At 69.2% G+C, this 18,802-nt stretch carries 13 protein-coding genes; 1 reads left to right on the top strand and 12 read right to left on the bottom strand.

Features of this window, described 5'->3' with window-relative positions; translation table 11 throughout:
* Nucleotides 1-235: 235 nt before the first annotated feature.
* The 12 genes from ACWD3D_RS11610 to ACWD3D_RS11665 all read right to left on the bottom strand — a co-directional run bounded on the left by ACWD3D_RS11610 (nt 236) and on the right by ACWD3D_RS11665 (nt 18,123).
* Nucleotides 236-574 (bottom strand): hypothetical protein, encoded by a 339-nt coding sequence (locus ACWD3D_RS11610; RefSeq protein ID WP_451460697.1) that lies wholly within the window; start codon nt 572-574, stop codon nt 236-238.
* A gap of 107 nt (nt 575-681) precedes the next feature.
* The gene (locus ACWD3D_RS11615; protein WP_451460698.1) at nt 682-6,588 is read right to left on the bottom strand and encodes a DNRLRE domain-containing protein; all 5,907 of its coding nucleotides are present in this window, start codon (nt 6,586-6,588) and stop codon (nt 682-684) included.
* Nucleotides 6,589-8,038: 1,450 nt separating this feature from the next.
* Nucleotides 8,039-8,596 carry an NADPH-dependent FMN reductase gene (gene ssuE, locus ACWD3D_RS11620; protein WP_451460699.1) on the bottom strand — a complete coding sequence of 186 codons (558 nt, stop codon included), beginning with the start codon at nt 8,594-8,596 and terminating at the stop codon, nt 8,039-8,041.
* Between the two features lie 69 nt (nt 8,597-8,665).
* Nucleotides 8,666-9,442 carry an alpha/beta hydrolase gene (locus ACWD3D_RS11625; protein WP_451460700.1) on the bottom strand — a complete coding sequence of 259 codons (777 nt, stop codon included), beginning with the start codon at nt 9,440-9,442 and terminating at the stop codon, nt 8,666-8,668.
* A gap of 62 nt (nt 9,443-9,504) precedes the next feature.
* Nucleotides 9,505-10,845 (bottom strand): LLM class flavin-dependent oxidoreductase, encoded by a 1,341-nt coding sequence (locus ACWD3D_RS11630; protein ID WP_451460701.1) that lies wholly within the window; start codon nt 10,843-10,845, stop codon nt 9,505-9,507.
* A 73-nt stretch (nt 10,846-10,918) separates the two neighbouring features.
* Nucleotides 10,919-11,791 (bottom strand): ABC transporter ATP-binding protein, encoded by an 873-nt coding sequence (locus ACWD3D_RS11635; RefSeq protein ID WP_451460702.1) that lies wholly within the window; start codon nt 11,789-11,791, stop codon nt 10,919-10,921.
* Nucleotides 11,788-12,765: an ABC transporter ATP-binding protein gene (locus tag ACWD3D_RS11640; protein WP_451460703.1), complete on the bottom strand. Its 978-nt coding sequence runs from the start codon at nt 12,763-12,765 to the stop codon at nt 11,788-11,790. Before ACWD3D_RS11640 ends, ACWD3D_RS11635 begins: the two co-directional genes overlap by 4 nt.
* Nucleotides 12,762-13,652 (bottom strand): ABC transporter permease, encoded by an 891-nt coding sequence (locus tag ACWD3D_RS11645; RefSeq protein WP_451460704.1) that lies wholly within the window; start codon nt 13,650-13,652, stop codon nt 12,762-12,764. Before ACWD3D_RS11645 ends, ACWD3D_RS11640 begins: the two co-directional genes overlap by 4 nt.
* A 2-nt stretch (nt 13,653-13,654) precedes the next feature.
* The gene (locus ACWD3D_RS11650) at nt 13,655-14,683 is read right to left on the bottom strand and encodes an ABC transporter permease (RefSeq protein ID WP_451460705.1); all 1,029 of its coding nucleotides are present in this window, start codon (nt 14,681-14,683) and stop codon (nt 13,655-13,657) included.
* A 34-nt stretch (nt 14,684-14,717) separates the two neighbouring features.
* Nucleotides 14,718-16,289 (bottom strand): ABC transporter substrate-binding protein, encoded by a 1,572-nt coding sequence (locus ACWD3D_RS11655; RefSeq protein WP_451460706.1) that lies wholly within the window; start codon nt 16,287-16,289, stop codon nt 14,718-14,720.
* 479 nt (nt 16,290-16,768) lie between these two features.
* Entirely contained in the window at nt 16,769-17,635 is an 867-nt protein-coding gene (locus ACWD3D_RS11660) for a DsbA family oxidoreductase (protein ID WP_451460713.1), read from the bottom strand.
* Nucleotides 17,636-17,688: 53 nt separating this feature from the next.
* Entirely contained in the window at nt 17,689-18,123 is a 435-nt protein-coding gene (locus ACWD3D_RS11665) for an RrF2 family transcriptional regulator (protein ID WP_451460707.1), read from the bottom strand.
* A 140-nt stretch (nt 18,124-18,263) separates the two neighbouring features.
* Between ACWD3D_RS11665 and ACWD3D_RS11670 the strand changes: the two genes are divergently transcribed.
* Nucleotides 18,264-18,782, top strand: coding sequence for a cupin domain-containing protein (locus ACWD3D_RS11670; RefSeq protein ID WP_451460708.1), 519 nt, complete (start codon nt 18,264-18,266; stop codon nt 18,780-18,782).
* Nucleotides 18,783-18,802 lie beyond the last annotated feature (20 nt).

Genomic DNA, 18,802 nt, shown 5'->3' on the forward strand with positions numbered 1-18,802 from the left:
CCGCTCCGAACTCCACGACGCCTTCGTCTCCCTCGCCTGCAGCCTCATCTGCTACCGACGCCTCAAGAAGACCCGACCATGATCGTGTTACGAGCTCTTACGGTGCCTCGCCGCATTGTCGGAACGTCCGTATACATCCAGTGGGACAGCCTTTAGACGTATCGGGGTGATCCCGACAATGCGGCGAGCGTGCGTGCCAGGCGCCGAAGGGCAGCCGGGACTTTCACGACATGCTTCAGTGGAGTGCGCACGTGACCGAGAAGGCGAAAGTCTGGAGGGCACCCACCCACCCTGCCGTTCTCTTCACGCGAACGTACTTGTTTCCGTGGATGCGGAACCAGGATTCGAGTATCACCCCGATGACTAGGACCTGCACGCAGAGAGTGGCGACGTCGAGGAGACCGAAATCGCTGGTGCGTGCCACCAGTCCGGAAGTCAGCCCCAGGATCGCGGACATCGCGTAGAGCGGCGAGAACCTCCAGCCCATCTCCTCCTTCGTGAGATGGCCGGAGTCGCCCTTCCAGAAGAATCGCAGGAAGATGACGTGCAAAACCATGCACAGAGTGACGGCCAAGAGGGCCAATGTAAAGAGTGCCACTATTTCTCCAGGTGGTGCGGACGGATTGACGCCCCGGGCGTTCCCGCTCGTGTCTTTGCAGAGCGGGAACACCCGGGATGCTGCTACTTACCCCAGATCCATTGGCAGTCGTCTCGCACTCCGCGTAGGCCGGAGATTACGGCGATTGCTCCGCCGATGGCTCCTGCGATACGGATCCACTGCTTCTGCCGGATGCTGTGGACGCCTCGTCTGACCACCTGCTTCACGATTGCGGTCACCTTGCTCACCAAGGCGCGGAAGCCCCGTGACCGCAGGAGTCGCCAAGCCTTCCTGACCTTCAGCCCGTAACCCACGCCCGTGAAACCGGCTACAAATTCACCGACGGCGACGGCGCACCAGAATGCCTTGTAGAGCCAGTTTCCCCACCAGGACTTCCCGTCCAGATCCAACATTTGGATCGGATCGGCGGGGTACCCGTAGTGGTTGGGAGAGCCGTCCGAAACCGAATCCACCTGCAGAAAACGACCAATGGCAGGATCGTACAGGCGCACGCCCATGAGCGTGTAACCGCTCAGTGTCGCGCTCGCGCGCTGCTTGGTTCCGAGCCACCCGTAACCGGTTGCCGCCGTTTCGTAAGCGCTGTTTCCGTATTCGTCGTAGTGCTGAACCGTGCTGGCTGCGGCGGGGTTCAACGGCTGTTGCACGGTGATGTCGCCGTGCACGTTGGCGAGTTGAAGGACCGTGTCGCCCCCGGCCGCGGTAGTGGCGGCGAGCGTGCCGGTCAGGTCCTTGACGTTGCGGCTGACGGTCTCGCCGGACTTGGTCCAGGTGGGGCTGTCGCAGCCGCAGCCATAGTGGTTGGTGGTCGTGGTGTTGGTGCTCCAGGTGGCGTCCGCCGCCTGGGTCTGGGCGGTCTGGACCGCCAGACGGCTTGCGGCATCGAGTGCCCAGGTGTTGCGGTTGCTACCGATGGTTTCCGACGCTACGAGGTCGTTGCTGTAGTAGGAGAGTGCCGTGGCGCCGCTGGTCGTCGTGCGGCCGAAGGCGTCGTAGGCGTAGCCGGCGTTCACCAGACGGTCGGCGGTGTCAAAGGTGTACGACGTCGTTGTCGTGGTCGTGTCAGAGGAGGCGGTGTCGCAGTCGTCCGAACTCGACTTCAGTGCAGTGCGGTTGCTGTTCGCGTCGAAGGTGTAGGTGCGGGTGGCGCAGCCGGTGGCCGCGGTGTCGGTGGCTTCAGTGAGTCGCCCGGCACTGTCGTAGGTGTATCCGTACTCGATGGTGGAGCCGTCGGTCTGAGTGTGACCTGTCTGCCGCCCGGCCGCCGTGTATTCGGCGGAGTCGGAGGCGACGGTGATTCCCTCGGCGGTGGTGTAGACACGGCCGGTCTCCTGACCGGTGGTGTCGGAGGTCACGGTCAGGCTGTAGCCGCCGGGGAGGGCCTCGGACACGAGGGTGCCGTCGGCGTCGTAGGCACCGGAGAAGGTGCCTGCGATCGAGTCGGTAACCGAATTCACGGTGCCAGAGGTCCCGTACGCGTACGTCGTGGAGGAGGGAACCGAGTCGGTGACCTTCAGCGGCCGGTCCAGGACGTCGTACGTCGTGGTGCTGGTATTTCCAGCGCCGTCGTCGTAGGAGCTCTGGCGCCCGAGGGCGTCGAAGGAGTAGACGATCGTCTGTCCGTTCGCCGACTGCTTGGCTATCTGTCCGTTGTTCGGGTCGTAGGCGAGGGTGGTGGCGGGTGTCGCCGTGCCAGTCCCGCCGGTGATGACGGACTTGGTCGGACGTCCCGCGCTGTCCGTGCTGTTGGTGGTGGTGCGGGTCCCGCCGTTGGCGGTCTCCGTCTTGGTGGCGATCTGGCCCCAGCGGTCGTAGGTGTAGACCGTGCTGATGACGTCGGTGGGGTTGCTTCCGCCGCCCTTGATCGTGGCTGCCGGTGCCGTCCTGCAGAGCAACCCGGCCCAGATCACCGACGAGCAGGTGCCTGTGGACCCGGAGCCGTAGTACGTGTGGACGAGGGTGCCCGCGTCCGAACCGGACGATCCGGAGGTGCGGGAGGTGGCCACCTTTCCGGTGCTGTCGTACGTGGTCACCAGTGCGGAGGTATCGCCGCCCTCGGTCGTCCTCTCCTGACCGGTCGACCAGTCGTAGGTGGTGGACGTCTTGCTCGTGTCTCCGTCGCTCGTGTACCCGGCGATGGATGCGCCGGTCGTCGTGGAGGTCAGAAGGCCGGAGACCGCGGCGTCAGCGGGACGGTTCTCGTCGTAGCTGTACCCGGTGTGGGTGCGTGCCGGCACCACCGACCCGGCGGCCAGAGTGGCCGAGCTCGTGGTGCCCGTGAGCGCTGCGCCGAGGGTGATCTTGTGCAGCGGGCCGTACTCGTCGGTCGGCCGCTGCCCGTCCGCGGAGTACACGGTCAGGGTGGACAGCTGCTCGGCGCGGTCTGCGGTCGAGAGCCCGGTAAGTCCCAGCTCGGCGATTCTGTCGGCGGCATCGGCTGACGTGCCGAGCGCCAACTCGCGGTTGGCGGCGGTGAGCACGGCGGTGGTGTTGCCGTACGCGTCACTTTCCGTGGTGGTGATGGAGTTACCGGGGGCGGCGGTGTTGGTTTCCTGGCCGTTGGCGTTGAGATAGGTGAGGGTGGCCCGGGCGTAGTCGTCGGCGCTCAGGGCGCTTCCCGTGCTGGACTGAGGGATGCTGTCGGGAGGGAAGACGGCTGTGGCGTCGGTGGGCGCCTCGTCCTGGGCCCAGTCGGCCACGGTGTCCGCGTCCATCTGGTGTGGGGCAGTGGTTCCGGAGAGCGGCACATCGTAGACGACCGTGGTGGTGGCGCTGCCCGAGGTGGTGTTGACGGAGCCTTCGGCCAGGCTGGGGCGGGACGCGGAGAGAAGCATGCCCGCACCGGCAGTGAGGGCGGAGCCCGCCTTGCCGTAGGTGTAGGTCCATGCCAATTCCCCCGGCGGGGTGAGGGACGTGACTCGGTTGTCGGAGTCGTAGGTGTACTGGGTCTTCAGCCCGGGGCTGATGCGCGGGTCCCATACCTGGCTCAGGTTGCCGGAGGAGTTGTAGGCGTACGAGGCGACCGTCTCGGCGGTCGCTTTGCTCGCGCCGGGGTCGGTGGCCCACAGCTTGATCGCGCTGACCTGGTTCTTGTAATCGCCCGGTGTGGTGGCAGTGGCTGTGGTGGTGGTGGCGTAGACGTACTCCAGGACCCGGCACCCGATGGTGGCGGGGGCGGCCTGACAGGTGGCCTCGGTGTTCGCACCGGTCGGGGAGATCACGTATTTGGGGCGGGCCAGCACTGCACCGTTGACCGTGATTGTCTCGGAGACGGTGGCGACCGTCGAGTCCTGCACCGCCGACGCGGAGGAGGACAGGGTCCACGTCGTCGCGGTGGACGCCGCTTTGGCGAACACGGTCACATTCGAGTCCGTGTCCGTCAGGATGAACTTGGTACCGGTGAGTGTGCCGGACAGGGTCAGATCCTCGTACCCGGTCTCCGCGGCCCAGCCGCCGGCGGACGTGGCGGTGAACGCGATGGCGGAACCGTCGGCGGACAGCAGCTCCACCGAGGTGGAGGAGGTCTTGCGGATCTGCGTGTAGTCGCTGCCGTCGGCGGACACTGATGACGTCCAGCCAGGCCCGAAAATCTGCGCCTGGCCCTCGCTGTCGGTGCTGTTCGCACGCGAGGAGTAGGTGCGTTCCACCTCGGCCTCGAACGCGGTGGCGTCCGTCGCCGACAGGGAGTAGTTGCCCGTCAGTTCATTGACCTCGCCCGTGCCGACACTGGCGCTCGGCGCCGTGCCGGCATCGCGGTCGAGGGTGGTTCCCACCGTCTGCGAGTAGCCGGTGGTGGTGCCGTCGGTAAACGCGGCCCGCAGCTGGATCACACCGTCCTCGGAGAGGGTGGCCACGGTGTTCCACACCAGTTTGGTGGCGTTGCCGGAAGTGACGCCGACAGGCCAGGAGGAGACCGCTGCACCGGAGGCGGTGACGTCGCCCACGGGGACGGTGTGCCAGGCGTCGGTCTCGCCTCGCCGGTACTGCCACGTCACGCCCTTGTACGTGGGCAGGCCCTTGGCGGCCAGCGTCATCCGACGAGCCGTCGTCGCTCCGTCGGATGGGGAGATGACCGCCGCTCCGTCCGCGCCGACGCCGAAGGAGTACGCGGTGGCGGCGGTGGAGATGTTGCCGCCTGAGTCGACTGTTTTGGCGTACAAGGTGTGCCAGCCGTTGGCGGGGCTGATGCTGATCGTCAGAGCATCACCGCCATTGCCGTCGGTGGTGTCCAGCTTCCTCTTCGGCACGCTGCTGTCGTCCAAGCCCCACCAGTAGCCGGCGCCGTCGGTGGAGGCGGAGTCCAGGGTGCAGGTCACCGCGTCGGCCTTCGCCGTCCACGTTCCCGAGCCGTAGGTGTCACAGGTGACCACAGGTGCGACAGGCAGGCCGGTATTCATCACGAATGTGGTATAACCGGTCCAAGCTCCGTAATCCGTACCGTCGTTGGCGCGCACCCGGTAACGCAGATGTGCTCCGGCCGGGAAGGCGGACGCGGAGGGAACAGCCAGGGTCGCGGTCGAACCAGAGGCCACGGCTGCCGAGGTCGCGGTGTAGGAGTACGTGTTGTCCGCGTAGGCGGGGTCCGCGGTGATCTCGAACTGGCCTTTGGTCTTCGACCCGTCCGGGTCGGTGACCTTGGCAGAGAGAGTCGGGGTCAGCGAGGTGACGTACCGCTTGCCGTTGTAGGCGTTCACCGCTGAGGGAGCAACCGCTCCAGAAGCCGGGGCTGAGGGGTAGGAGTTGTACGTGACCGTCAGGTGCGGTTCGGTCGAGCCGTCTCCCGAAACATAGTTGGCCGACCGGAACCTGCGCCAGGTCGTCGAGTCGGTCTCCGAGGCACCCGCGACGCGCAAACCGTAGTTGGACGAGCCGTCCGCCCATGCCTGCACGATGGCGTCGATGTCGAAGTTCTCCGTACCCGCCGGGCAGGACGTGCTGTACCCGAGCGCGGCCGTGTTGGTCACCGCGCCGGTCGTGGTGGTCGCCGGCTGCGCTGACCAGGTGATGGTGGAGGAATCCCACGTCCCGGTGACCCTGCGCACTTGGGTGCCCGCCCCGGTGGTCGCACAGGTCGAGGAGTAGTACGAGTACAGCGCCAGGTTCGTGTCGGTGATGTGTTTGCCCTTGAGGGCCGACACGTCGAACTTCAGGTAGGAACGTGCGACGTCCGTCCCCGCGTCGTACGTGCCCGACTTGAGCTCGGTCGAGGAGACCTGGGAGTCGGTGTAGTCCGGGTTCTGCACCCAGGTGTCGGTGGTCACAGCGAGCGTCGAGGTGGGATCGACGGTGACCGGGTAGGTCAGGTCCTGGGTGAAGTAGTCCTCATCCGGAGTCAGCACCAGGCTCTGGCTGCCGTCGGCGGCTGTTTCGATCTCGGTAGCGACCCGGGCCTGGTGCTCGGATTCGCCCGATGCCTTGTGCCTGCTGCTGTCCCACATCATCGGTGCGGGAGCCTCGGCGACCAGCTTGCCGTCACTTCCCTTCAGCAGCAGATGGCCAGAGTCCGCCTGGGAGACCTTCAGTTCGTTCAGGTTCAGCGGGATCCGGTAGGAGACCGGTGCGTCCGGGGCACTGTCCAGGACGATGCTCTCGGAGAAACCCTGCGCCAGGGCGGTGACCTTCAGAGTCTGGTCGCTGCCCAGGTCATAGGAGGCGGTGTCGTCCTTAACTGTCGGAGTGGGCAGCTTGGATGCCCAGCCGATGCCGAAGCGGGCATCTCCCTTGGACACCGACGCCAGTTTGGTGTCGCCACCGTCGGACACGGTGACTTCCGCCGCCGCGGCGGCCGGAGTCAGATCGGCGCCGGTGTCCGCCAACGAGGTGTCGATGTTCTTCCAGGACCCGTTCTGGTTCACCCGGATCGGTCCGGCGTACGCGGTCGTCTGCAACTCCCCCGTGGGCAACGCCCAGGTGGTGGAGTCCGCCAAACGTTGCGACAGCACCTCGATCTTCCGGTCCTGCAGGCGTGCCATCAGCAACGCCGCTGACACCGAATCCGCCGACGATGCGGCAGAAGCGTCACCCCACACGGTGGTTGCCTCGACCGTGTTCTGTGAAGTAGTGGCAAATGCCGCACCTGACCCCAAAGACACCAGGGCTGCCTCTGCCGACAGGACTGCGGCAACGCCCAGAGCTATGCGCCCGAGCGCCGTACGAGGGCCGTATGAACCTCTATGCGGTGGTGTTTTCCGCCGCAACGCGTGCTTCATCTCTTCTCCGACGATCTATGCGGCGCCTGCTGCGCCGCCCGGAGAAGTATGCAAGGCGGATTTTCTGTGAATGCCATGTGAACAAAAGGAGAGATGGGGGTGGAACATTATGAATCGGGCGGAATGGATGCTCCGCCTGTCGGGCTGGAGCGCGTCCTCGGATGTCATGCTGACCGGTTTGATGGGGAGTAGAGGTATTTGGTGGGTGGATCGCCAGGCGGGAGCCGCTGGCGATCGGTACATAAACGGAATGTAAAGTTCCGAAACTTGGTCGACTGTCGAGTCGTCAGGTGTGCGGCCACGGGGTGGTCGGTGGACCCGGGCGGCCTGGGCGGAAGCGCCGGTCCGGCCTCATGAGCGCTTCCCGCGATCACCGCCGGCGTCGGCTGTCGCGATGGATCGCGCCCCCTGCCGGTCGCCGTCGAACGGGCATGGCGGAGAGGCGGGAACTCAGGGATCGAACGGATGTGGCGGCTGGACGCAGTGCGACACGGAGAAGGGGGGCTCCTTGGAAAAGGGCGCTGCCGATCAGGGGCGGTACCGCCACCTCTCGGGCGACGCGTTGAGGAACTGTGCAGGCGTCAAGAGGTGCCGTCGCCGCGGGGCCGGTGAGGAGCGGGCGTCAGGATTGGAATGACCCGGGCTCGGCCGAGGATTGCGTGGAATTGCCGTAGCTCACGCCGAGCTGCCCGTCCTCCCGCTTCCCGGCGCACCGAACCGCACCACGGGCCGCTACCGGGCAACCGGGCATTCCCGCCCGAAGAGAGTGATGGGTGGGAGTGGAGGCGATTCCCGGCTCCGCCGTTCCGCTGTGCTCCCTCTTCCCGGTCGCGGTGGGCGGCGCCGAGGGCGGGCGGTGCGGCGGCAACCCGGTGGGCGCGATGGGGAGACCGGTACCACCGTGCCGTCCGGCGGCCACCGGACCGGGCCTCGCCCCGGTCTTCGACCGGCTCACCGAGGAACACCACGCGATACAGCGGATGGTCGCCCGGCTCGCCCGGAAGCCGGTCGCCTTCGTCGAGGGCGAGTGCGAGGGTAACCGGGACGGGCTGGCCGCGGCCGTGGACCTGCTCACCGACGTGTTGCTGTCCCACCTCGCGTACAGGGAAGCGGAGCTGATCGAGCCGATGACACGGTTCGGCACCGGCTCGTCATCCGCCCGCGCCGTCCGACCGTCCGGGCCCCTCGGGCGCGCGCGGGCTGGGGACGCTGATCAGGTCGTGGCCGCGAGTACCGTCGTACGCCCGCCGAGCACCTGGGAGAACGTGTCGGTGACCTGGGCCAACGCCTCGGCCGTGCCGGGCGCGACGGTGAGAGTGCCGTCCTCGCCCACGGTGATGTCCTTGTCCACGGTGAACCAGCCCGGGACGATGTGCGCCGCGCCCATCGAACTCAGGACGGGCCGCAACGCGTAGTCGATGGCCAGTACGTGGGCTGTGCTGCCGCCGGTGGCGAGGGGCAGCACGGTCTTGCCGGCGAGGGCGTACTGCGGAAGCAGGTCCAGCAGCGTCTTCAGCAGCCCCGAGTAGGCGGCCTTGTAGACGGGGGTGCCTATCACCACCCCGTCCGCCTTCTCGAACATGGCCGTGGCGCCGACGACCGCCGGGTGCCCGATATCGGCGCCCAGCAGGGCCTCGGCGGGCAGTGTGCGTACGTCCAGCGGGGTCACGTCGTGGCCTTGCTCCCTGAGCCGGTCGTCCAGGTGGCGCAGCAGCCGTGCGGTGCGGGACGTGGCGGACGGGCTTCCGGAGACGGACAGGATGGTTGCCATCGGGCACGCCTTTCTCTTCGGGTCAGGAATCGTGGTGGAGCCGGGGGCGGACACCGGCTACGAGAGCGGTCACCAGGCACTCGAATCGACGTCGACGACCGGCACCAGTTCGTTGCGCAGTGTCTCCAGGAAGGTGACGATCTCCGCGGCGACCGAGCGGTGCTGCAGGTCGTTCAGGACGTCGTGGTGCGCGTCACGGACCACCGACAGGCGGGCACGGTCCAGGTTCTTCGCCGTACGGGCGAGCGCCTCACGGTCCGCGAGCGGGTCGCGGTCACCGACGAGGAGCAGTGCGGGAACGCCGGGTTCGCCCTCGTACGCCGCTGTGAGCAGGTGCGCGGGGACCGCCTGGTCGAGCGCGCCCCGCCGGGTTGCGGCGTCCGCGGTGAGTGTGGAGCGGTGGGCCGGACAGGCGGTACGGACGTCGAGTTCATGGTCCCAGTCCGCCCCGACGGTGGCGGCGCCGGTACGGGCCGGGAGCCCGGCGAGGACGACGGCGTCCGGCCGTACGGCGGACGGAGCGCCGCCCCCGCCGACGAGCGCCGCGACGGCGACGGCTCCCGCGTCGGCGCCCAGCAGCACGAGCGGACGGACGACACCCTCCGGGCCCGGGGAGGCGCCCTCGACGGCCTCCGCGAGCCGGCCGTCGAGACGGTTCAGCGAGCCCGCGGGGTCGGCGGGGTCGGTGACGGGAGCGTCGACGACGCGCACGCGGTAGGCGTCGGCGGCCAGCCGACGCCCGAGCCGGGCGTACGCCGCCCGGGACTCGCCCCTGCCGGGCACGACGACGACGGTGCCGCGCGTGCGAAGGCCCTCCGGCCCGAAGTAGTCGGTGTACTCGGTCATACGAGGCTCCTGCGGATGGTGGTGCATACGTTCAGCGGGTGCGGGTGCGGGTGCGTCGGGCATCAGCCGGCCGCGGCTTCGCGCGCGGCGGTGTGCCGGTTGGCGGGGACGGGCAGGCCGAGGTTGCCGCGCAGGGTGTCCGCCTCGTACTCGGTGCGGAACAGGCCCCGCTTCTGGAGGAGCGGCACCACACCGTCCACGAAGCGGTCGAGGTCGTCGTTGTTGCGGAAGGCCAGGTTGATGCCGTCCAGGGTGCCCGCGTCGAACCACGTCTCGATGGTGTCGGCCACGGTCTCGGGCGCACCGACGAAGGGGGAGCGCCGGAACGCGTTGACCGACTCGGCGACCTGGCGCAGCGACAGGTTCTCGGCCTTCGCCCGCTCGATGATCTGCGCCGCGCCGGTCCGGCCGCCCTTCTCGGCCAGATGCGCGACGTCCGGGAACGGCGCGTCCAGGTCGTGCACGCTGAAGTCGTACGCGCCGAAGGAGCGGCCGAGGAGCGCGAGGTTGCTCGCGAAGTCGTTGTCCTCCTCGAAGATGTCCCGCTCCCGGCGCCTGGCCGCCTCGTCGGTCGCACCGACGACCGGGCTTCCGTGGATGAAGATCTTGATGTGGTCGGGGTCGCGCCCGTAGGAGGCCGTGCGCTTCTTGATGTCCGCGTAGTACTCCCGCGCCTGCTCCAGCGTGCCGCCGGGCGCGTAGATGCCCTCCGCGACGCGCGCGGCGAGGTCACGGCCTTCGGGAGACACCCCGGCCTGGAAGATGACCGGCTGCCCCTGCGACGAGCGCGAGAGGTTGAGCGGCCCGGCGACCTTGAAGTGCTCCCCGACGTGCTCCAGGGCGTGCAGCCGGGAAGGGTCGAGGAAGACGCCGCGTTCCACGTCCGCCGGGAAGGCGTCGTCCTCGTAGGAGTCCCACAGGCCACGGGCGACCTGCACGAACTCCAGGGCGCGGCCGTAGCGGGTGGCGTAGTCGAGGTGTTCGTCCAGTCCGTAGTTCCGCGACGTCCCGGTGTCGAAGCTGGTCACCACGTTCCAGCCGGCCCGTCCGCCGCTGATGTGGTCGAGGGAGGCGAAGCGCCGGGCAAGGTTGAACGGCGAGTTGTACGTGGAACTCGCCGTGCCGACCAGGCCTATGTGCTTGGTGTGGGTGGCGACCGCCGACAGCAGGGTGAGCGGCTCCAGCCGGTTCAGGTAGTGCGACGGGTAGGTGGCGTTGATGAACTGGCTGTCGACGACGAACAGCGCGTCGAAGAGGGCGTGTTCGGCGGCCTGGGCCTGCTGGATGTAGTAGTTGACGTCGATGCTGGCGTTCTTGGCGACGCCCGGGTCCTTCCAGAGGCCGTGCTGGCCGGGGCCGCCGACGCCGTACGGATGGAGAGCGAGGTGGAGCCTGCGGGACATGGGTGTTCCTCTCGGTGGTCGGGAGATCGTGCGAGTGTCGGCGAGTGTCGGCGGGTGCTGGCGGGTGCGTCGGTCAGACGCCCAGTTGGGCGCGCAGGGCCTCGCGCTCACCGCGGTCGGCGGTGCGCGTGCGCAGTGTGGGCGCGGAGCCGACGAGCAGCCGGGTGTACGCGTGCTGGGGGCGGCCGATGACCTCACGGGCCGTGCCGACCTCGACGAGCGCCCCCCTGTAGAGCACGGCGATGCGGTCGGCGGTGCCGGCGACGGAGCCGAGGTCGTGGGAGATGAAGACGAGGGACGTCCCGCCGGCGCGGAGCTCCTTGAGGATCTCCAGCACCTGTACGCGGTTGGCCGAGTCCAGGGCGCTGACCGGTTCGTCGAGGATGACCAGGGCCGGTTCGGTGATCAGCGCGCGGGCCACGGCGACCCGCTGGCGCTGGCCGCCGGACAGCTCCCCGGGCAGTCGTCGGAGCAGATCCGCCGAAAGGTCCACCCGGTCGAGGAACGCGCGTGCCCTGTCGGCCGCCTCCGTGCGCGCCACGCCCTGGATGAGCAGGGGCTCGGTCAGCGAGGCCTCGATGGTGAGGTCGGGGTCCAGACTGCGCAGGGGGTCCTGGAAGACGTACTGGACGACGCCCCGCCGGCGCAGCGAGCGCCACTGGCGGGCACGGAACGAGGCAAGGTCCTCACCGCCGACGAGGATCGAGCCCGCCGATGCGCGCACCAGGCCGAGAACGGCGCGGGCGAGGGTGGACTTCCCCGATCCGGTCTCCCCGATGAGACCGACGGTCTCGCCGGGTCCGACGCTCAACGACACCCCGTGCAGGGCGCTCCGGCCCCGCCGGCCCCTCCCGTAGCGGACCTCCAGGTCCCTGATGTCCAGGACCGGGGCGGGGGGCTTTCCCTCCGTGACGTCCGTCCCCGTTTCGGGTGCCGTGGTGGTCATGACGCTTCCTTCGGGTCGAGGAACTTGTCGAGGCCGTAGCTCTCGTGCTCGGCGATGAGGAGCCGGGTGTACTCGTGCCGCGGCGCGTGCAGTACCGCCCGTGTCGGCCCCTGCTCCACCACGGCTCCCTCCCGCATCACGAGGACCTCGTCGCACAACTGGGCGACGACGGCCAGGTCGTGGGAGACCACCACGAGGGCCAGCCCGGTACGTTCGCGCAGTTCGGCCAGGAGATCGAGGATCTCCGCCTGGACCGTGACGTCCAGGGCCGTCGTGGCCTCGTCCGCGATGAGGGCCCGCGGCTCGACGGCGATCGCCGCGGCGATCAGGACCCGCTGGAGCATGCCGCCCGACAGCTCGTAGGTGTACTGGCCGTAGACCAGCTCCGGGTCCCGCAGCCGTACCGCGCGAAGGAGATCGAGGGCACGCCGTCGGGCTTCCCGGCGCTTCACACCCGTCTTCACCCGGATGACCTCGGCGATCTGGGCGCCCACCCGGATCGACGGGTTGAGATAGGAGGCCGGGTCCTGGAAGACGGCGCCGACCGTGGTGCCGCGCAGGGCCGTCCACCGGCGGGGTGTCAGGGTCGCGATGTCGGTGCCGTCGATCTCGACCGAGCCGCCGGAGACCTCGAAGTGCGGGGGAAGGATGCCGAGTACCGCACGGCAGGTGAGGGTCTTGCCGCTGCCGGACTCGCCGACGATCCCGACCGACTTGCCCGCGGTGAGCTCGAAGCTCACCCCGTGGACGATCTCCCGGCCCGTGGCGCCGTCCCCGATGCGTACGTCGCGGACGGCGATCACGGGCGCGGTCGGCGCCGGGCGAGCGGACGCGACGGCGGCTCCGGACCCCTGGACGTCGTCGCGAGGAGACGGGTGGGGGAGCGCGTCGGCCGAGACCGCGTCGTCGGGAACCGCATGGCCGGCAGCGGCGTTGTCGTTGCCCGGAAGGGTGTGCTGGGACAGAGCACTCATCGGGAACCTCCCACGGGGACGGGGGCGGACGAGCCGGTGCGGCCGGACTTGGCCGCCCGGCCGGTGACCAGCGCGCGGCCCGCCTCGCCGGACACGTCACGGATGGCGTCGGCGAGCAGGTTGCAGGCCCAGACCGTGACCATGATCAGCAGGGCGGGGGCCGCCGGGGCCCACGGCTGGTGGCTGAGGTAGTTCAGGTCCGAGGCGAGCAGACCGCCCCAGGTGGGAGCGGGCGGCTGCACTCCGATGCCGAGGAAGGTCAGGCTGGACACGATGACGAAGCCGACGCCGACGGTCTGGGCGAGCGCCACGGCGATCGGCGGCAGCACCTTGACCCAGACGTGGCGGCGCACGATCCAGCCGATGGAGGCGCCGGAGACGATCGCCGCCTCCACGTACGGTGCGCGGGCCACGGCCAGGGTGGCCGCACGGGCCACCCGGTAGAAGAGTGGCGAGACCAGTGCGCCGGTGACGAGCATGGCCTGGGTGATGCCGTTGCCCAGCAGGGCGATCACCGCGATGGCGAACAGGAGGAAGGGAAGGGCGACCAGGGTGTCCGCCAGGCGGAGGGTCAGCCACTCGAAGACCCGGCCCGAGTAGACCGACAGGATGCCGGGGACCGCCCCGACGACCAGGGCCGTCAGAGCGACCTCCAGCGAACCGAGGACGCTGACCCGCGAGCCGTCCAGGAGCCGGCTGAGGACGTCACGGCCCAGATAGTCCGTCCCGAGCCAGTGGGCGCCCGACGCCGGAGCGAGCGTGTCGCCGCTGACGGCGAGCGGGTCCTGGGGAGCGAGCCACGGCCCGCACACGGTGAGGAGGGCGATCAGGACGAGTACGGCCACGGCAAGGCGGCCGGACGTGAGTGAGAGGACGCGGCGCACCATCGTCAGACCCCCCGTTGTGATGCCGGCATCACGCGGGCCAGCAGCAGATTGATGATCAGGTTGAAGGCGACGACCAGCACGATCGACACCACGAGGACGCCCTGCACCGCGGGCACGTCGCCGGCCTGCGCGGAGTCGTTGGCGAACCGGCCGAAGCCCTGGAGGCCGAAGATCCACTCGGTGATCACGGAAGCACCGACCAACGCGGGGAACTTCTGCCCGACCGTGGCGAGAGCGGGCCCGATCCCGTTGCGCAGGACGTGGCCGAAGAAGACCCGCGAAGGACTCAGGCCCCGTACGACCGCGCCCGTCACGTAGTTCTCGCCGTACGCGGAGACGAGGCTGGAACGCAGCTGGCGCGCGACATCGGCGATGACGTCGAAGCTCAACGCGAGTGCCGGGAGCGTGATGTGGGCGAGCCAGGGACCGACGCCCTGTTCGGCCGGGATGTATCCGGCCGAGGGGAACAGCTGGAGCTGGACGGCGAGGACCGTGACCAGCACGATGCCGACGACGAAGGCCGGCATCACCGAGATCACGGTGACGAATCCCGTGATCGCGCGGTCGAGGAGGGTGGTGCGCCGGAGCGCCGCCACCGTACCGAGGAGGAAGCCGACGACCACGCCGATGACGAGCGCGAAGGTGGCGACCGAGAGGCTGACGCCCAGGCCGAGGCCGATCAGGGTCGAGATGTCGGCCCCGTTGACCCAGCTGGTGCCCAGTTCTCCGTGCAGGACATCGGTGAACCAGTTCCAGTACTGGGTCAGGAACGGCTGGTCGAGCCCCCATTGGGCCTCGACGCGCTGGATGGCCTCCGGGGTCGCCTCCTCGCCCAACTGGATGCGTGCGGGGCTGAGTCCGCTCATGGCCCGCAACGCGAACGTCACGAAGGTCGCGACCAGGAACACCGGTACGAAGATCGCGACCGAGCGTCCCAGCGCGGAGCCCACACGTCCTGCGGCGTGCAGCGCCCTGGCCCCGGCGATCGTGCGGCGGCGCTGGGGTGCCGCCTTGGCCGTGGTCGTCGTCATGGGGATGCCTCCTCTCTGCGGTGGATGGGAATGGTCAGGAACCGCCGGCGATCGTCACACCGGTCCAGTCGATGTGCGCGGGGTTCTTCGGGAGGCCGGAGACGGACTTGCTTTTCGCGAAGAGGTTGGGGGAGGAGAAGGTGAAGATCAGCGCCTTGCTCGCGAGGCCCGCGCGCGTCGCCTCCTGGAGCACGCTCGTGTAGTCGGGCGCGTCCAGGGGCGTCTGACGGACCTTGGCGACAGCCTCCCGGAAGCCCTTCGGCTCGTAGGGGCTGCTGAGGTTGAGGGGGCCGTCGGGCCCGAAATGCGCGGTGAGGGTCTGCACCGCGGAGTCGCGTCCCGTGGTCGAGTAGAGCGAGAAGGCGAGGTCCTTCGCGAAGAACGGGGTGGCCCAGTTCTTGTCGATCTTGATGGTGACCTTGACGCCCACGGCGGCCAGTTGCGACTGGACGATCTCCGCCTGGGGATCCTCGGCGGGGACGACCAGGTCGAGCTTGAGCTCACCCGGCCGGTGTCCCGCATCGGCCAGGAGCTTCTTCGCCTTGGCGGGATCGTAGGGGTAGGCGTTCTCCGACTGGGCGTCGTACGCCACGTACCCCTTGGGGAACGGCTGGTCGGTCGCCTCCCCGAGACCGAAGGTCAGCTTGTCGACGAACTCCCGGCGATCGACCGCGTAGCGGAAGGCGTCGACGACCCTGTCGTCGTCGAACGGCGCCTTGTTGACGTTCAGGCTGAGGTTGGAGGCGTTGAACCCTGGCTGGGTGAACACGTCCAGCCCCGCCTTCTTCGCCGCGTCGGCCTGGCTCGGGACTATGTCCGCGAAGTTGTACACGCCGGTCTGCAGGCCCGGGACGACGGTGGAGGCGTCGGGGGCGGACACCAACTCGACGTTGTCGATGTGGATGTTCTTCGCGTCCCAGTAGTCGGGGTTCTTCCGCAGAACCGCCTTGGTGCCCGGGATCAGCTGGTCGATGACGAACGGGCCCGCGCCGATGGGGTTCTGATCCAGCTTCGTGGGGCTCGCGGCGGCCTTCGGACTGGCGATCTGGAGGACGCGCTCACCGAGCAACTGCGGTATCTGGTAGTCGACCTGCGTGAGTCGGAGCGTCGCGTCGAGTCCGTCGGCCCGCACCGAGCCGATCGACGTCAGGTCGCCGAAGAGCGCGGAGTTCTTCTGCTTCTGCGCCCGTTCGACCGCGGCCTTCACGGCCGCGGCGTCGACCGGCTCGCCGTCGCTGAACTTCAGGCCGGGCCGCAGGTGGAAGGTGACGCTGTCACCCTTCTCGTTGTACTCCCAGCTCTCCGCGAGGTCGGGGACGGCCTTGCCCTCCTCGTCGGTACGGGTCAATGACGCGTACACCAGAGCGAGTTCGCGGAACTGGGCACCGCTGCCCGACACCACCGGGTCCCAGTGGGCGGGGAAGTAGGAGGAGGCCCACTTGAGCGTCGCGTTGCCGGCCGACGACGAGGCGCTGCCGCCGCAAGCGCTCAGGGCCGGGACGAGCAGGGCGACGGCGGCGGTTCCGAGGGCTGCGGCCCTCAGGCCGCCCGTCTTCCGGACCGACCGGGCGTCCGGTCGGCGTCGGAGCGTGAGTCGTGCGAGCATCTCGTTCTCTCTGATGAGTCCCCGCCCGGAAGAGGGCAGGGGGAAGCGGAGGAGCGTGAAGGGAGCGGCGCGGCACTCGCACGGAACCGCCGCCGGGGGTGCGGGCGTGCGTCGCGGGGAGGCGGCGGCGCACGACAGGGCAGGAGTGGGGCCCGGGCTGGGCGCCCCGTACTCACTGACCCGCACGGGTACGGCGAGGCGGTACGACGGAAGGCGAGGAGCTGACGCGGAGAACAGGCGCGGATCAGCGGGCCGGTGAACGGCCGGGGCTGCCGGCGGAAGGCCGGACGGCGCCTGTGGAACGGAGGTGCGGGACGGTCAGCGACAGAGTGCGCTGGAGGTGCGCCGCAGGTCCACGTAGCGGCACACCACGCCGGGGTGCGTCGTGAGCATGGGCCTCATCCTGGCCGCGGCCATCCGCGTATGTCAATGGACACCCATTGGTGTCTCATTGGGCGGGACGTCGCCGCAACGGCAGCTCAGGACCCTGCGAAGGGTCGGAAAGGAGAGTCCAGCCGACTTGATGCTTCGTCAGGATGCAGCCACAGAGGGCTGTTCGGCCCGCCCACCGGCACCGCGCCGGGCGGCGGCCAGACTCCGGGAGCCAGCAGCCGGCGCTCCGGCTCGGTCAGGCTCCGGTGGCGCTCCAGTGCCTCGGCCGGCGCGAGTCGGGCGGACGCCTCCAGCAGACCGGGGCACAGCTCCTCGAAGGCCGCCGCGTACGCCTCGTACGGCCGCCAGCCGGGGATGGTGCGACGGCCCGAGGGGGTACGCACGAGCAACGTCGGCAGGGCGTAGCGGAATCCGCCGTCGGGGGTCTCCCTGGCCGAACCCGGGTGCGGCGAGTCGCAGCGTACGGAACGCACTTCGGCGACCGGGCGCCGCGCTTCCGCGCGGTCGCGCTCCACCCGCTCGCGGGACGCGGCGGACATCGCGTCGGACCGCAGCCGGTCCAGGTCCAGCCCCGGGACGCCCCGGGCCGCGGCCACCGCGCGGTCGAGGGTGTCCGCCGGGTCGCCCAGCACGAAGACGGTCTCCCGCAGCCGTCGCAGAACGCCCTCCGCCACGTCGGCGCCCTGGAGTTCGGCGGCGACCGCGATCAGCGAGGAAGGCCAGGAGCTCGCCGCCACCCGTGTGAGCAGGGCCGCCCGGGGGGCGCCGGTGTGCGTACTGATCTCCTCGACGTAACCCGCGTACCAGGCCGTCTCGGCCGACGGATCCGGCGCCGGGTCCTCCACCTCGTCGTCGAAGAGCACGGCGTACGCCCGCCGCCAGCGGACCCTGCCCGCCAGCGCGGTCCGCAGCCTCCGGAAGACCGGCTCCGAGCCCCATGCCCAGGGGCACATGGGATCGGTGTACTCCACCGCTTCGACCAAGGGCGCCTTCCCTTCGCCCGCTGTCACGCGGCACCGATCGCCGACGGCCGCCCGTGCGCCTCGGAGGGCAGCAGCGAAGCGAGGCTCAGTCCGCCGAGTGTCGCGGCGGCGTCCGATTCGACCTGTCGCCACACACCGGGCAGGCCCACGGCGGGGCCGGGATAGTCGAGTCCGTCCAACGACTCGCCCCGCAGGGTTATCAGTTCGCCGTCCACGGCGCGCAACACGTCCAGCAGGGCGATCTCGCCGGCGGGTCTGCCGAGCCAGTAGCCGCCTTCGCAGCCGCGCTGGCTGCGCACCAGGCCGGCCTTGCGGAGCTCACCCACCACGGATTTCAGGAAGCGGAACGGAATGTGCTGTGCGGAGGCGATGGCTTCACAGGAGAGCGGACGGCCGGGATCACTCGCGAGCTCAAGAAGGGCGCGCGTGGCGTAGTCCGCCTTCGCGGAGATATGCATGGCCACATCATGCCCCCGCGAGCGGGACGCAGGCGACGTTCTCAGCGCACTCGCTTCCAATGTTGCGGGAACATTGCCGCAGGTGAAGGGGAAAGGACACCTCTTGACATCCTTTTCCGGGGCGTCCTAGCGTCCCAGCCATGAGCGAGCCGCTGACGACACCCGGTGAGGGTTTCCACCCTCACCTCCACGCGACGCAGGGCACCCCGAAGGCCCCCCTGCACACCCGCCTGCACCACATCAGGGCGGACGACCTCGACGGGGACACCGCGCAGACCGGCGGCATGCGCAGGTTCAGTGCCGTCAGCGGCAAGACCGTCGGCTCCGAGAAGCTGTGGATGGGCCAGACCCACGTGGCTCCCGCGACCGCGTCCTCCGACCACCACCACGGAGAGTCCGAGACCGCCATCCATGTGGTCAGCGGGCACCCGGAGTTCGTCTTCCTGGACGACTCGGGCGACGAACCGGAGGAGGTGCGGCTGCGCACCTCGCCCGGTGACTACGTCTTCGTCCCCCCGTTCGTACCGCACCGCGAGGAGAACCCCGACCCCACCGAGGAGGCCGTGGTCGTCATCGCCCGGAGCACCCAGGAGGCGATCGTGGTCAACCTGCCGCGTCTGTACGCCCTGGAGCCGGACGGGCCGGGCGAAGGCGCCTGACGCCGAGACCGAAATCGCCG

The sequence above is a fragment of the Streptomyces sp. NPDC002690 genome, assembly GCF_053592415.1.